The following is a 14311-nucleotide window of genomic DNA, read 5'->3' as shown; positions in this document are numbered from 1 at the left end:
TGAAAGAAGGTTGGCGGCTGGGCGTTCAGGCTTCGTAGCTGGGCGTCGCTTCGTAGCTTTCGAGCTTGCAGGCGCCTGCGGAATCCTTGTCCATCACGTCCTTGGGGTCTGCCTGCGTGAGGATCTTGAAGATGTCGTCCTTCTCGGAGGGCTGGTCGTTGTAGCTGGCCATGTAAATCGTCTGCTGGCACTGGTGCGTGACCGGGTCCATCCAGGCGTCATAGTGCTGCAGGCGGTCGGCCGCGCTCATCTTGCGGCCTTCAAGTTTCTTGATGACCGCGATGTTGTTGGTGGTACCGGCCTCTTCCACGCAGCGCAGAAGTTCGCGCGTGGCCATGTAGCCGTTGTGGTACACATTGCCCGGCACGCGGATGGCCATGCCCGGGAACTGCTTCTGGTAGGCCGCGACGAACTCCTTCACGCCCGGCAGGTTCAGGCGCCAGTACCAGGTGGTGCCGAATACGCCGAAGATGGCCTCGGGGCCCAGGCCGTAGACGTCGGGCCAATCCTGCTGGTTGTTGATCCAGGCCATGGTCTGGTTCATCTTGAGCTGCACCACCTGCTGGCGCAGCGCCTTGATGTCGTCGCCGCCCACGGCCGTGGCCACCACATTGGGCTTGAGCTGCTGCAGCTTGAGCAGGTAGGACGAGAAGTCGCGGGTGTTCTGCGGCACCAGCAGTTCTTCGACGATCTTGCCGCCGTTGGCTTCGACGATGGCGCGCGTCGCCTTGGACGTCGTGTGGCCCCACACATAGTCGTTGGTCAGCAGCACCCAGTTGCGGCCGCTGGCCTTGATGGCGTTCTTGACGATGGCATTCGAGAAGTTGGTGCCGTTGCCGTCCCAGACGAACTTGGTGCGGTGGCAGTCCTTGCCGGCTTCGGTCGGGCTGCTGGAGTTGGTGTTGAAAAACACCGTGCCGTATTTCTGCGCGACCTGCGAGATGGCATTGGACACGCCCGAGTGCACAGCGCCAATCAGGAAAGCCGCCTCGTTGCGCGTGATCATGCGCTCGGCCACGCGCGAGCCGGTGGCCGGCGTGGTCTCGGTGTCGATGTGGATGGCCTCGATGCGCCGGCCCAGCACGCCGCCCTTGTCGTTGAATTCCTTGATGGCCATCATGGCGCCCAGGCGCTCTTCGGCACCCGAAGCCGCGTACAGGCCCGAGGCGTCCATGGTCAGGCCTATGGTCAGCGGTTTTTTCTGGCCGGTCTGCGCCCAGGCGTGGTTGTGCTTCCACGGGCCCATGAAGGGCGCCGCGCCGTACAGGCCCGCGCCCACCAGCGCCAGGCTGGAATGCTTGAGCAGCGCGCGGCGCGAGGTTGCCTTGCTGTCGGGCGTGGTTTCAGGGCTGCTGTCGCTGGTGTCGTTGTTGTTGATGTCGCTCATGGTTTTGTCTCCTGCTTGTTGAGGGATGGGCTTAACGGGGAACGATCTTGACGTCGTTGAGTTTTTCTTGCGCTTCGAAAAGGGAGGCGATCAGCTTGTCGCCGAAGCCGGCGTTGCTGGCCTGGATCAGGCTCTGGTGCGTGGCCTCGCCCATGAAGCTGGTGACGGGCAGCATCTCGGCCAGGTGGGTGTAGTAGCGCAGGTCTTTCTGCGCATTGGCGATGCCGAACTTGAAGCCGGTGACGTCGCCCTCCTTGAGCGTCCTGGTCGCCATCATCTGGAAGATGCCGCAGTTCACGCCGCCGGCCGAGATCACGTCGTACAGGCGATTCAGGTCCAGCCCGCTTTTGGCCGCGACCGCGAAGGCCTCCGCAATCGAGGCCGCGAAGCTCATGGCCATCATGTTGTTGACCAGCTTGAGCACATGGCCGTGGCCGGGCGGGCCGACGTGGAAAATGTTTTCGCAAAATGCCCTGAGCACCGGCTCCAGCGTCTTGAAGTCCTCAAGCTCGGCGCCCACCATGGTGTTGAGCCGGCCCTCCTCGGCCTCCTTGGGCGTGCGAGCCAGCGGCGCGTCGACCAGCTTGATGCCCTTGGCCGCGAGGTCCTTGCGGATGCGGGTGCTGGAGGCCGGCTCGGCGGTGGAGGTGTCGACCACGATCAGGCCTTTACGGCCGCCTTCGAGCAGGCCGTCCTTGCCGTAGACGATCTCCTCGACCTGGGGCGAACCCGTGACGCAGATGAACACGATGTCGCTGGCCTGCGCGCATTCGGCGTTGGTTTTGGCTTCCTTCGCGCCGGCGGCGATCAGGTCGGCCAGGTTGTCGCGGTTGCGGTTGACCTTGAAGGTCAGGCCCAAGCCTTTGGCCAGCAGATTTTTGGCCATGCCGTGGCCCATCATGCCGATGCCGATAAATCCGATTTTGGGGGTGCTCATGGTGTCTCCGTCCTCTTTCTCGTTGTTGCTTGTTTGATTGATTGGTCAGGGATGCCGGCGCTCAGTTCACGGCCTCAGCTGCACCGGCCGCGGCGCCCACCGGTTGGCCCGCGCGCGCCTGGTCCCACAGCACGATCAGCCGCGCATAGCGCTCGGCAATGTCCTTCACGACCGCCGCATCGTCCATGGCGCCGGAGAACCAGCCGTTCGCGGCATCGGCAAAAATCGAGCGCCCCACCGCGAAGCCGCGGCAGATGGCGTGCGGCGCCGCGATGCGAAAGCTCTGGGCTAGCTTTTCCTCGCTGGCTTCCAGGCCCAGTACCAGCACACCGCGGCAATGGGCGTCGTGCTGGTGGATCACCGTGGCGGTCTTTTCCCAAGCGGCGGCGCTGGCGGCGGGCGGCAGCTTCCACCAGTCGGGGAAGATGCCGGCCTGGTAAATCTGTTCGATGGCCAGCGGCACGGTGTCTTCGTCGGCCGGCATGTCCTTGGGCGGAATCACCTCGATGAGGAATTCGTGGAAGCTGTCCACCGCGGCGCGCTGCAGGTCGGCCAGCTTTGCCAGCTGGGCTTCGCGCAGGGCCGGCTTCTCGTGCGGGTGGTAATACACCAGGCATTTGGCGACATGCTCGCCGGGCCAGGTCCGCATCGCCGCGCCCAGGCCAGCGCCGGCTTCGAACTGCAGCGGGCGCGAACCCGGCAGCTCGACCGGCCGCGCGACCCACCAGCCCTTGCCGGTGACCGAGGGGAACACGTCTTCACCGAAGCGGCCGTCGACGATCACGCCCACACCGGCGCGCTGGGCGGCGCCGCGGCGCGCGCCCTCGGCGATCAGGGCCTTGAACGGCGGGATGCGGTCGTTGCCCACGCCGTGGCGCGCGGCCATTTCCTCAAGCTGCATGCGGTGGTCGAAGGCCAGGATGACCAGCTCTTCCCAGCGGCGCGTGCGTGTGCTGGCGCGGTGCAGGTGTTCGAGCTGCGCGTCTTCGCGCAGGCGGCGCGTGGCCGAGCCGTGCGCCAGGAAAAACTGCAGCTCTTCCCAGCTGGCCATGGCGGGCGCGCAACCGTGGCGCGAAACGACCAAGGCACCGCACGCGTTCGCATAAGCACAGCAACGCGTGAGCGGTTCGCCCGGAATCCAGCCGCGCAGAAAGCCCGACATGAAGGCATCGCCGGCGCCCAGCACGTTGTAGACGTCGACCGGAAAGCCCGGGCCTTGCAAACCTTTTTCGAGCGAATCGGGAATCGTGCCGTCGAACACCACGCAGCCCATGGGCCCGCGCTTGACGACCAGCGTGCCGGCCGTCAGCTCGCGCAGGCGGCGCAGGGCGGCCAGCGTGTCGGTGCTGCCGCCGGCGATGTGGATTTCTTCCTCGGTGCCGACCACCAGGTCGCACTGGCCGATGATGGTCTGCAGGTGCGCGCTGACCTCGCCCGAGGGCACGAAGCGCTGCTCGCCCATGCCGGGGCTGGTCAGGCCCCAGAGCACGGGGCGGTAGTCGATGTCCAGCACCACGCGCGTGCCGGCGGCTTTGGCAAGCGCCATCGCGCGGGTGCAGCTTTCATAGGTGAGCGGCTGCGACAGGTGGGTGCCCGAGATCAGCAAGGCTTTGGACGAGGCGATGAAGGCCGCGTCAAAGTCGTCCGGGCTGATGGCCATGTCGGCGCAGTTGTCGCGGTAGAAGATCAGCGGAAAGGTGTCGCGGTCCTGGATGCCGAGGAACACCAGCGCCGTGAGGCGCTTGGGGTCGGTGGCGACGTGGCTCACGTCCACGCCTTCAGCCGCCAGGGTTTCGCGCACAAAGCGGCCGTTGTGCTCGTCGCCCACGCGCGTCAGCATGGCGGGCTTGAGGCCCAGGCGCGCCACGCCCACGGCGGTGTTGGCCGGCGAGCCGCCCAGGTATTTGCTGAAGCTCTGCATGTCTTCGAGGCGGCCGCCGATTTGCTCGCCGTACAGGTCGACAGCGGCGCGGCCCATGCAGATCAGGTCCAGCGGGCGGCTCATGCGGTCCCCTTGCGCGCGGTCTTGGCGGCGGCCTTGGCCGCCGGCTTGCCTTTGGCTTTGGCCGGGCTTTGCTCGGCCAGCTGGTGGCCGGTGCTGACCACCAGCGCCTGCGCCAGGCACAGCGGCGCGACCAGCGAGCGGAAGGGCTTGGACGAATCGTCGGCCAGCTCCAGGCAGACCTTGGCGTGCGCCTTGAGCGGCGACAGCGGGCCGTCGGTGATGGCGATCACCGAGGCGCCCATCCTGGCGGCGATGGCGGCGGCCTCTATGACGTCGGGCGAGTAGTTGCGAAAGCTTGCGGCGATCAGCACGTCGCCGGGCGCGATGGAGCGCAGGCTTTCGCGCAGCATGCCGCCGGTGCCGTCGAGCAAGTGGGTGCGCAGCTCGAGCTGGCTCAGGGCATACGCCAGGTAGCCGGCCACCGGGAAGGCGCGGCGCTGGGCCAGCACATGGATGCGCGCGGCCGAGGCCATGAGCTTGACGGCGGCCTTCAGGTCGGCCTGGGCAATGGTTTCTTCGAGGTGGCCGAGTTCGGCCACCGACTCACCGACCAGCTGGTGCAGGATGCCGGCCGGCGCGCGCTCGCCGTTGAGCTGCTTGCGGCGCATCTGGTCTATGCGTTCGCGGTAGCTGTCGGAACGCTCCAGCAAATGGCCGCGAAACACCTGCTGCATTTCGGAAAAGCCGCCGTAGCCCAGCGCGTTGGCGAAGCGGATCATGGCCGAAGGCTGCACCTCGGTGGCTTCGGCCACCGTCGCCACCGTGCCCAGCGCCAGGTCGTTGGGCTGCTCGAGCGCGAAACGCGCGATGCGCTGCAGCTGCTTGGACATGTCCGGGTAAGTCCGGCCAATCAGCGCCTTGAGTTCTTCGTAAGTCGTTGCAGAGTCCATATGTCGTTGCCGCCTCGGGAATGCGATGGGCCGGGCCGGCTTGCATCGCGTCAAATTAGAATAAATGTTCTTGCTTGTTTAAATAATAGAACGTATATTCTGTTCTGTCCAGCCCTTTTTTTCAGCGCCTATTTTTCAAGCTTCATTCCTTCACCAGAAAAACCGAAGAGACAAGGACCCCATGCAACTCGCTTCCGGCCGCGCGCCGCTGCTCCCTTTACCGATGCTCGCCACCCTGCTGGTGCTGCTGTCCACGCCGCTGTGGGTGGGCCGCGTGGGGTTGTACCAATACCTGGCCCTGGAAATCATGATCTGGGTGCTGTTCGCGATGGGCTACAACCTGCTGCTGGGTTTCACCGGCCTGCCCTCCTTCGGGCACGGCGCGTTTTTCGGCGTCGGCGCTTATGCCTTCGGCCTGCTGCAGCTCAAGGTCTGGCCCAACCTGTGGTTCGACCTGGCCGGCGCGGTGCTGGTCACGGCCGTGCTGGGCGGCCTCGTCGCGCTGTTCATCTCGCACCGGCGCGGCATTTATTACGCGCTGCTCACCATTGCCTTCGGCCAGGTGTTCTGGTTCGTCGCCAACAAGTGGCACACCGTCACCGGCGGCGAGGACGGGCTGCTCAACATCAAGCGCCTGCCGGCCGATTTCGGTTTTGTGTCCTTCAACCTGTCGGGCAACAACGCCCTCTTCTTCTTTTGCCTGGCGCTGTTCGCGCTGGTGCTGCTGGGCCTGTGGCGGCTGATCCATTCGCCGCTGGGCCGCATCTTCAGCGCCATCAAGCAGAACGAAATGCGCGCGGCCTTCGTCGGCTACAACGTGTGGCTCTACAAATGGCTGGCCTTCACGATCTCCACCGCCGTCGCCGGCCTGGCCGGCGCGCTGTTCGCCATGGCGCAGCAGTCGGCCTACCCCAACGTCATGAGCCTGCACAACTCGGGCTTTGTCGTGATGATGGTGCTGATAGGCGGCGGCCTCGTGAGCTTCTGGGGCCCCGTCATAGGCGCGACCTTCTTTATCCTGGCGCGCGACCTGCTGGGCGCTTACACCGAGACCTGGCTTCTCTGGTACGGCCTGATCTTCATGGCCATGGTGCTGTTCAAGCCCGAGGGCATCGCCGGCGCATGGCAGGCCTGGAAGGCCAGGCCGCGGCGCAATGCGCTGGCCAACAACAAGGCAGCCCCCGCGGCGGGAGGTGCGCTGTGAAGCTTTTTGAGGCCAGCGGCCTTTCCAAACGTTTCGGCGCCCAGGTGGTGCTGCAAGACATCACGCTCAGCTTCGAGGAAGGGCAACTCAACGGCATCATGGGCCCCAACGGCGCGGGCAAAACCACCTGCTTCAACGTGCTGACGGGCCGCTACAAGCCCGACCGCGGCCGCGTGACCTTTGCCGGCGAAGACATCACGGGCCTGTCGCCGCGCGAGATCGCGCGCAAGGGCGTGTCACGTTCCTTCCAGATCATGAACCTGTTCGACAGCTACACCGCGCTGGACAACGTGCTGGTGGCCACGCCGCATGTGCGCAAGCAAGGCTTCAATCCCTGGCGCGACCTGGGCGCCGACAGCACGGCGCAGCAACTGGCCGCCGCCATCCTGGAACGCGTGGGCCTCAAGGGCAAGGAACGCACGCCGGCCAGCAGCCTGTCCTACGGCGAGCGCCGCGCGCTGGAAATCGGCGTGGCGCTGGCGGCCGAGCCGCGCATGCTCTTCCTGGACGAACCCACCGCCGGCCTGGGCGCCGAAGGCACGGCGCGCCTGATGGAGCTGGTCAAGGAACTCAAGCGCCAGCTCACCATTGTGATCATCGAACACGACATGAACTTCCTTTTCAAACTCGCCGACCAGATATCCGTCATCCACTGGGGCCAGGTCATCAGCCAGGGCACGCCCGAGCAGCTGCGGCAAAACGAATGGGTGCGCCGCTCCAACCTGGGAGCGCTGGCATGAGCGCGGTCCCCAAGTCCGTCATCCAGACCGTTTCGGAGCCGGCGGACATGCTGGCCGTGGAGCGCATAGACACTTTTTACGGCGAGACGCAGGTGCTGTTCGACGTCTCGCTCAAAGTCGGCGCCGGCGAAGTGGTGGCGCTGCTGGGGCCCAACGGCGCGGGCAAGACCACGCTGCTGCGCTCCATCCTGGGCCTGACGCCGCCGCGCAAGGGAAGCATCGCGTTTGACGCGCGCGACATCACGCGCATGCCCACGCACGAGATCGCCAAGGCCGGCATGGGCTGGGTGCCCGACGACCGCCGCATCTTCCCGACGCTGACGGTGGCGCGCAACCTGGCGATCGCTCGCAAGGCCACGCGCTTCCGGTCCTGGCACGAGAAAGAGTGTTTTGAAATCTTCAGCGCGCTCGAATACCTGATGCACCGCGAATGCGAAAACCTCTCGGGCGGCGAGATGCAGATGGTCGCGATCTCGCGCGCGCTACTGGGCTCGCCCGGGCTGGTGCTGTTCGACGAACCCAGCCAGGGCCTGGCGCCCAAGGTGGTGCAGGATGTGATGAAAACCATCAGCCGGCTCAAGGCCGAAGGCATCGCGGTGCTGGTGGTCGAACAGAACGTGCAAAGCGCGCTGCAGGTGGCCGACCGGGCCTATGTGATGAATCAGGGCGTGATCGTCCACGAGGGCCCCGCGGCTCAATTGCGCAACGACGCCGTGCTGTGCCGGCAACTTTTGGGAGTTTGAGCCAGCATGAGCCATCCACTTTTGCGCGTCGAGAACGTCGCCAAGCAATACCAGCGCGGCCTCATCCGCAAGACCACGACCTTTTCGCTGAACGCCGACTTCGAGGTGCACAAGCCCTGCGTGGTCGGCGTCATGGGCCCCAACGGCTCGGGCAAGACCACGCTGTTCGAGCTGATCACCGGCAGCAACCTGCCGAGCGCGGGCCGCGTGCTGGTCAACGGCCAGGACATCCACCAGGTGCGCACGAAGGAGCGCGACCGGCTGGCCATCCACTACCACCAGTCCTACCAGGTGCGGTCCTTCCAGAAGACCAAGCCCGACTTCATGCTGGCGCATGCGCAAAGCGATTCGCCGCTGGTGCATCTGTTCGACGAGCCGCAGTTCAACACCCAGGACGGCTACATCGGCTTCATGCTGGACTTCTTCGCCAGGCTCAAGGCCAACGGCAAACTGGTGTTTTTGTGCCTGCACCCGAACGAGCCTTACCACGTCGACATCCTGCGGCAGTGCTGCGAGCGCTTCATCTTTGTGCAAAAGGGCGCGATCAGCGAGGCGCCCGATTTCGACACGCTGGCGCAGGACGAGAGGGTGCGCACTTACCTGGGAGCGCTTGCGCCGGCGCGCTGATGCCGGGCTAGGCCTGCGCCAGGCGCTTTTGCGCGAAGGCCAGGTACCAGTCCAGGCAGGCCGGGTTGGCCATCGCGTCGCGGTTCACCACCTTCTCGATCGGCTGGCCCAGCAGCAGCTTTTTGATCGGCAGTTCCTGCTTCTTGCCCGAGAGCGTGCGCGGGATTTCGGGCACGACAAAAATCTCGTTGGGCACGAAGCGCGGTGACAAGGCTGTCTTGACCGCCTGGTTCAGCCGCGCCTTCATCGCCTCGTCCAGCGTGTGGCCGGGACGCAGCACAACAAAAAGCGGCATATAACTTTCGCGGCCCAGGTATTCGAGGTCCACCACCAGGGAGTCCAGCACTTCGGGCAGCGCCTCGATGGCGCTGTAAAGCTCGCTGGTGCCCATGCGCAGGCCGTGGCGGTTGATGGTGGCGTCGCTGCGGCCGTAGATGATGCAGCTGCCCGAGGGCGTGACCTTGAGCCAGTCGCCATGCCGCCAGACGCCGGGGTAGGTGTCGAAGTAGCTCGCAAGGTAACGCTGGTTGCCGGTGTCGCCGACGAAGTAAAGCGGCATGGACGGCAGCGGCTGCGTGCAGACCAGTTCACCGACTTCATCGATGACGGACTCGCCCTTGTCGCTCCAGGCTTCGACGGCGCAGCCCAGGATGCGGCATTGCATTTCGCCGGGGACCACCGGCAGTTCGCGGTTGCCGCCAATAAATGCGCCCGCAAAGTCCGTTCCCCCGGAGATGTTGCACCACCAGAGATCAGGGTTGCCGATTTTGGCGAACTGCGCTGTACCCCATCGCTGTGTGTCCTCGCTGAGCGGCGACCCTGTCGTGCCTAAAGTCCGTAGCCGGCTCAAGTCTCCGCATTGCGCGACGTCAACGCCGGCCTTCATGCAGTTGGCAAAAAAGGCGGCGCCGGCGCCGAAGAAAGTCGCGCGCGTGCTCGCGACAAAACGCCACAGCGTGGTCCAGTCGGGCCTGTCCTTGTTGGTGCCGGCCGGATTGCCGTCGTAGATGCAGCAGGTCGTGCCGTTGAGCAGGCTGGCGGCCTGCACGTTCCACATGATCCAGCCGGTGGAGCTGTACCAGTGAAAGCGTTCGGGATTTTTGGGGTCGGCATGGCTGGGCGCAAGGTCGTTGTGCAGGCGCAGCAGCGCCTGCCCCACCAGCGCGACGCCGCCGTGGCCGTGGACGATGGGTTTGGGCAATCCCGTGGTGCCGCTCGAATAGACGATCCACAGCGGATGCTCGAAGGGCAGCCAGAGCGGCTCGAAAGCCGAGGTCTGCGCGTCGTCGCGCGCGACGGCATCCGCAAGGCGCGCGCGGCCGGCCGGTAAATCAGTTCCCGGAAGAATCTCATGAATGATCACATGCGTGACGCTGGGCAAGGCCGCAAGCAGTTCAGCCACGGCTTCGTGGCGGGGCATGTCGCGCCCGCCGTAGTGCACGCCGTTGCAGGCGATCAGCACCTTGGGCGCGATCTGGCGAAAGCGGTCCAGCACCGCGGGCGTGCCTATGTCGGGCGCGCAGACGCTCCAAACCGCGCCCAGGCTGGCCGTCGCGAGGAAGGCGACCATGGTCTCTGGCGTGTTGGGCAGGTAGGCGGCCACGCGGTCGCCGGGCTGCACGCCCTGCGCCTTGAGGTGCAGGGCCAGCGAGGCCGCCTGGCGGCGCATCTCGGCCCAGCCCAGTTCACGCGGCGCTTCGCCATTGGCCAGGCTGGCTTCACCATGGCTGACAAGCGCGGGCACACCGGCTGCTCCGGCCGTATCCGCGTGGCGGAACACCTGCTGCGCGTAGTTGCCCTGCGCGCCGGGAAACCATTCGGCCCCCGGCATGCTGCGCCGGCCCAGCACGGCGCTGTGCGCGCTGGGCGACTCGATCTCAAAGTAGTCCCAGATGCTTTGCCAGAATGCATCGAGATCGGTCACCGACCAGCGCCACAAGGCCTCGTAGCTGTCGAAAGAAAGGCCGCGTGTGGCCTTGAGCCAGTTCTGGTAATGGCGTATCTGCGGAACAGGGGTCATGCAACAAGCTTACCCCGCGCCTGCTCGCGCACGCGTCGGGGATTCCCCTGCTGAGCTTCTTACACCAGGGACTGCAACACGGCGTCGAGTTCCACAGTGCCCCTGCGTGGCGTGTGCTCGAACGACAGCCAGCCTTCGTTGAAGCCGTCGAGCATGCGCATGCGCGGCTCCGGGTTCTTCATGCCTTGCGCGCTGAAGCCGGCCTGCCAGGTCTCGCGCGGCACGGCTTCGGCACGCACACTGGTACGCAGCAGGCGGGCCAGGCTGGCGGCGATGTCGTTCGGTGAATAGCGGCTCGGCCCTTCAAGTTCAACCACGCGGTGGCCTTGCCAGGACTCCTGCAAAAGCCCGGCCGCCGTGCGGCCCACGTCGGCGGTGGCGACCATGGGAATCGCGCGGTCCAGCGGCTGCAGGAAGCTGGAGATGACGCCGCCTTCGCGGGCGGGCGCCACGTCCCAGGCGGCGTTTTCCATAAACCAGGCCGGGCGCAAAAAGGTGACCGGCAAAGCCAGGTCGCCCAGACCCTGTTCAAGCAGGCCCAGCTGGCTTAACAAGTTGGGCTGCTTCGCCTGCGCGCCCACCGTCGAGATGCACACCACGCGCGCCGGGCGCGCGGCCGCCAGGGCGCCGTGCAGCGCGGCGACGATGCGGCGCGTTTCGGTGAAGCCGGGCGAAGGGTCAAAGTGCGGCGGCAGCAGCACAAACACCGCCTCGGCGCCGGTGAAAGCCCGCGTGAGCGCCGCCTCGTCATTCATGTCGGCGAGCGCCACCTCGCAGCCCTGGCCGGCCCAAGCCTGGCCCTTGGCCGGGTCGCGCACGACGGCCCGCACCGGCTTGCCTGCCGCCAGCAAAGTCCGCGCGACAACGCCGCCAACCTTGCCGGTAATTCCCGTGATCACATACATGTCCATTCCTTGGTTGCTGCGGCAAACGCCGCGATGGAGTGAATTCTGGGCGCAGCACATTCATTTGGCGATAACATGAATGGCATTTGATTCATGACAGACAGGCATGTATGAACGGATTTGACGAACGCATGCTCAACGGCATGGGGGTGTTTGCCGCCATCGTTGACGCCGGCACCTTCGCCGCCGCGGGCGAGCAGCTGGAGATGTCGCAGCCCGGCGTGAGCCGCGCCGTGGCGCGCCTGGAGGCGCGGCTGGGCATACGCCTGTTCGACCGGACCACACGCGCCATCTCGCTGACCGACGAGGGTCGCCGCTTTTACGAGCAGGTCATGCCGCTGATGGCGGGCCTGGAGGAAGCCGCGGCCACGGCGGCCGGCGGCGCGACGGCGGTGCGCGGCCGGCTGCGCGTCAATGTGGACCCTTTCTTCTCGCGGCTGGTGCTGGGGCCGCGGCTAGGCTCCTTCATGGCGCGCTACCCCGAACTGCAGCTGGACCTCGTGACCAGGGACCAGCTCGGGGACATGGTGGCGGATGGTTTTGACCTGGCGGTGCGCTTCGGCAACCCCGCGTCCTCCAGCCTGGTCTACCGCCGCCTGCTGGATTCGCGCATGGCGACCGTGGCCAGCCCCGCCTACCTCAAGAAGCACGGCCGCCCGCTGACGCCGCAGGAACTGGACCGCGGCTCCTCGCATGTCTGCATCGACTTCCGCAATCCCGAAACCGGCAAGCCCTTTAGCTGGGAGTTCCACCGCAAGCGCAAGAAGATAGAGATATGGCCGGGTGCGCGCCTGACCGTCAACGACGCGGGGACGCTGCTGAGCGCGTGCCTTGCGGGCTACGGCATCGCGCAGATCATGACGCTGGGCTCGGAGGCCTTGCTGGCGAGCGGCAAACTGGTGGAGCTGTTTCCCGACTGGCCCGATGAGCATTTCCCGCTTTATGCGCTGCACCCTTCGCGCCACCACCCGCCCGCCAAGACGCGGGCCTTTCTCGACTTCGTGATCTCGCTGGCGCAGGAGGCCCGCGATGCAGGGTGATGCCGCGCCGTGGATGATTTACTGCGACGGCAGCGCCGTGCCCAACCCGGGCCGCATGGGCCTGGGCGCTGTGCTCACGGCACCTGACGGCACGCGGCACACACTGTCTCTCCCGGCGGAAGGCCGCGGCTGCAACAACGAGGCGGAACTGCGCGCGCTGATGGCGGCGCTCCAATATGCGAAGCAGCGCGGTGCGACCACGCTGGTGATTCACTGCGACAACAGCGTGGTGGTGGAACAGCTGGCGGGCACAGCCGTTGAACCCTTTCTGCGCCTGGCGCCGCTGTTCGATGAGGTGCGCACCGAACTGCGGTCTTTCGAATCGGCGCGGCTGGTGTGGATACCGCGCCACCGCAACCGCGAAGCCGACGCCCTGGCGCGCGCGGCCGTGGGCTTGATGCCCAAAAGCCCGGTTCCTGCGGGCAAGCGCCGACGTTAACGGCGAACGCGCATGCTTCGTTCCAGCGCGAAGCATGGCCATGCTGTTGCGGGGTACAAAGGGAGAACCCCCACACCTCACCCAGAACACCGCCATGGCCAAAGGAATTATTCGTGTCGAACCCATTTCCACTTACCTGGAGCGATGGAAGGCGCCCACCTCGGTCGTCACGCGGCATGGCGATACGGTGTATGTCTCCGGCCTGCCGCCGTTTGACCCGGCCACGGGCGAAGTGGTTGATGCGCCCCTTGAGCGCCAGACCGAACTCGTCCTGGAGCAGATGAAGCTCTGCCTGGAAACGGCGGGCTCGTCGCTGGGCCAGGTGTTGAAGTGCAATGTCTACTGCACCTCGGTCGAGAAGTTCGCGGCGGTGAATGCGATTTATGCCCGCTACTTCCCCAATGACCCACCCGCCCGTATTTTTGTCTGCGTGCCCGCCTGGCCGGGCCACTTTGACATTGAGATCGACTGCATCGCCGCCTGTTAGGAGCGTAAAAACCCGAGCCGCAAACGGGGGATTGCCGTTTCGCACAATCGTGCTAATATCCGCCAAATGGACGCCAAGACCCAGAAAAGCGAAATGACCCGGACCGCCATCATTGGCGCGGGCATTGACCTGGCCGCGGCGGACGGCCTGGAGGCCATTACCTTGCAGGCGGTGGCCGACCGCATTGGCATCTCCAAGAGCGGCGTGTTTTCACGCATAGGCTCGCGCGAGGCCTTGCAGAAGGCAGTGATCGAGGAATACGGCCGGCGTTTCCTGGCCGACGTGTTTGTGCCCGCCATGCAGCAGCCCAAGGGCCTGCCGCGGCTGGACAGCATCGTGCAGCGCTGGATCGTGCGCATGCGCGACGTGGAAATCGAATCGGGCTGTATCTACACCGCGGGCGCCTTCGAGCTGGACGACCGCGAAGGCGAGCTGCGCGAGACCCTGCTGGGGCAGGTGACCCGCTGGCGCGCCGCGTTGCGGCGCACCGTGCTGCAGGCGGTGGAGGCCGGCCACCTGCAGGCCGACACCGACGCCGAGCAGCTGGTGGCGGAGATTTACGCCCTGTCCATGGGCTTGTTGCACGATGCCCGTTTCCTGCGCGACACGCGCGCGGCCGAACGGGCGCAGGCATCCTGGAAGCGCCTGCTCAAAAGCTACCAGGCAGAGGCAACGGCCCAAAAATAAGAGACAAACAAGCGCGGAAAGGGCAGCCACGCCATTTCCGGATATGTCGGTAAGTTCTAATTTCGCACGACTGTGCGGAGAAATGGGGAAATCATGTTGATCCTGATCATTGCCTTAGGTGTATTTTTCGGCGCCCGCGCCGTGATGTCGGCCCTGGCTTCGCTGCGCGGCCTGCCGCGCAGCAACGAAGACTGGGTCTG

Annotated in this window: 14 protein-coding genes; 8 read left to right on the top strand and 6 right to left on the bottom strand. The window is 65.6% G+C overall.

Annotation, left to right across the window (positions count from 1 at the left end):
* Window positions 1–25 precede the first annotated feature (25 nt).
* The 4 genes from ACLV74_RS14365 to ACLV74_RS14350 form a co-directional block, all read right to left on the bottom strand.
* Complete coding sequence (locus ACLV74_RS14365; RefSeq protein WP_411880073.1) at window positions 26–1387, bottom strand: ABC transporter substrate-binding protein; 1362 nt, start codon at window positions 1385–1387, stop codon at window positions 26–28.
* A 31-nt stretch (window positions 1388–1418) separates the two neighbouring features.
* Window positions 1419–2324 (bottom strand): NAD(P)-dependent oxidoreductase, encoded by a 906-nt coding sequence (locus ACLV74_RS14360; RefSeq protein ID WP_411880072.1) that lies wholly within the window; start codon window positions 2322–2324, stop codon window positions 1419–1421.
* Window positions 2325–2385: 61 nt separating this feature from the next.
* On the bottom strand, window positions 2386–4329 hold the full coding sequence (locus tag ACLV74_RS14355; protein WP_411880071.1) for a bifunctional 5-dehydro-2-deoxygluconokinase/5-dehydro-2-deoxyphosphogluconate aldolase: 1944 nt from the start codon (window positions 4327–4329) through the stop codon (window positions 2386–2388).
* Complete coding sequence (locus ACLV74_RS14350; protein WP_411880070.1) at window positions 4326–5219, bottom strand: MurR/RpiR family transcriptional regulator; 894 nt, start codon at window positions 5217–5219, stop codon at window positions 4326–4328. The genes ACLV74_RS14355 and ACLV74_RS14350 overlap by 4 nt, the downstream gene beginning before the upstream one ends.
* Before the next feature lie 181 nt (window positions 5220–5400).
* Between ACLV74_RS14350 and ACLV74_RS14345 the strand changes: the two genes are divergently transcribed.
* From ACLV74_RS14345 to ACLV74_RS14330, 4 genes are read left to right on the top strand one after another with little or no spacing between them, the layout of a single operon-like run.
* Window positions 5401–6423: a branched-chain amino acid ABC transporter permease gene (locus tag ACLV74_RS14345; protein ID WP_411880069.1), complete on the top strand. Its 1023-nt coding sequence runs from the start codon at window positions 5401–5403 to the stop codon at window positions 6421–6423.
* Window positions 6420–7163: an ABC transporter ATP-binding protein gene (locus tag ACLV74_RS14340; RefSeq protein ID WP_411880068.1), complete on the top strand. Its 744-nt coding sequence runs from the start codon at window positions 6420–6422 to the stop codon at window positions 7161–7163. The genes ACLV74_RS14345 and ACLV74_RS14340 overlap by 4 nt, the downstream gene beginning before the upstream one ends.
* A complete protein-coding gene (locus ACLV74_RS14335; RefSeq protein ID WP_411880067.1) occupies window positions 7160–7906 on the top strand; it encodes an ABC transporter ATP-binding protein in 747 nt (248 codons plus the stop codon). Before ACLV74_RS14340 ends, ACLV74_RS14335 begins: the two co-directional genes overlap by 4 nt.
* Before the next feature lie 6 nt (window positions 7907–7912).
* On the top strand, window positions 7913–8533 hold the full coding sequence (locus ACLV74_RS14330) for an ATP-binding cassette domain-containing protein (RefSeq protein ID WP_411880066.1): 621 nt from the start codon (window positions 7913–7915) through the stop codon (window positions 8531–8533).
* A gap of 7 nt (window positions 8534–8540) precedes the next feature.
* Here ACLV74_RS14330 and ACLV74_RS14325 read toward each other — a convergent pair whose 3' ends face one another.
* Complete coding sequence (locus tag ACLV74_RS14325) at window positions 8541–10553, bottom strand: acetoacetate--CoA ligase (protein WP_411880065.1); 2013 nt, start codon at window positions 10551–10553, stop codon at window positions 8541–8543.
* Window positions 10554–10612: 59 nt separating this feature from the next.
* Window positions 10613–11458, bottom strand: a complete 846-nt coding sequence (locus tag ACLV74_RS14320) for an NAD(P)H-binding protein (RefSeq protein WP_411880064.1) — start codon at window positions 11456–11458, stop codon at window positions 10613–10615.
* Window positions 11459–11568: 110 nt separating this feature from the next.
* On the opposite strand from ACLV74_RS14320, the gene ACLV74_RS14315 reads away from it, so the two are divergent.
* The 4 genes from ACLV74_RS14315 (at window position 11569) to ACLV74_RS14300 (ending at window position 14111) form a co-directional block, all read left to right on the top strand.
* Complete coding sequence (locus ACLV74_RS14315; RefSeq protein WP_411880063.1) at window positions 11569–12498, top strand: LysR family transcriptional regulator; 930 nt, start codon at window positions 11569–11571, stop codon at window positions 12496–12498.
* The gene (locus tag ACLV74_RS14310) at window positions 12488–12937 is read left to right on the top strand and encodes a ribonuclease HI family protein (RefSeq protein WP_411880062.1); all 450 of its coding nucleotides are present in this window, start codon (window positions 12488–12490) and stop codon (window positions 12935–12937) included. Before ACLV74_RS14315 ends, ACLV74_RS14310 begins: the two co-directional genes overlap by 11 nt.
* A gap of 94 nt (window positions 12938–13031) precedes the next feature.
* A complete protein-coding gene (locus tag ACLV74_RS14305; protein WP_411880061.1) occupies window positions 13032–13424 on the top strand; it encodes a RidA family protein in 393 nt (130 codons plus the stop codon).
* Between the two features lie 66 nt (window positions 13425–13490).
* The gene (locus tag ACLV74_RS14300) at window positions 13491–14111 is read left to right on the top strand and encodes a TetR/AcrR family transcriptional regulator (RefSeq protein ID WP_411880060.1); all 621 of its coding nucleotides are present in this window, start codon (window positions 13491–13493) and stop codon (window positions 14109–14111) included.
* The last annotated feature ends 200 nt before the right edge of the window (window positions 14112–14311 follow it).

Origin of the sequence: Polaromonas sp. YR568 (assembly GCF_943369415.1) — a bacterium.
GTDB lineage: Bacteria > Pseudomonadota > Gammaproteobacteria > Burkholderiales > Burkholderiaceae_C > Polaromonas.
This window is presented reverse-complemented; position numbering and strand designations above follow the sequence as displayed.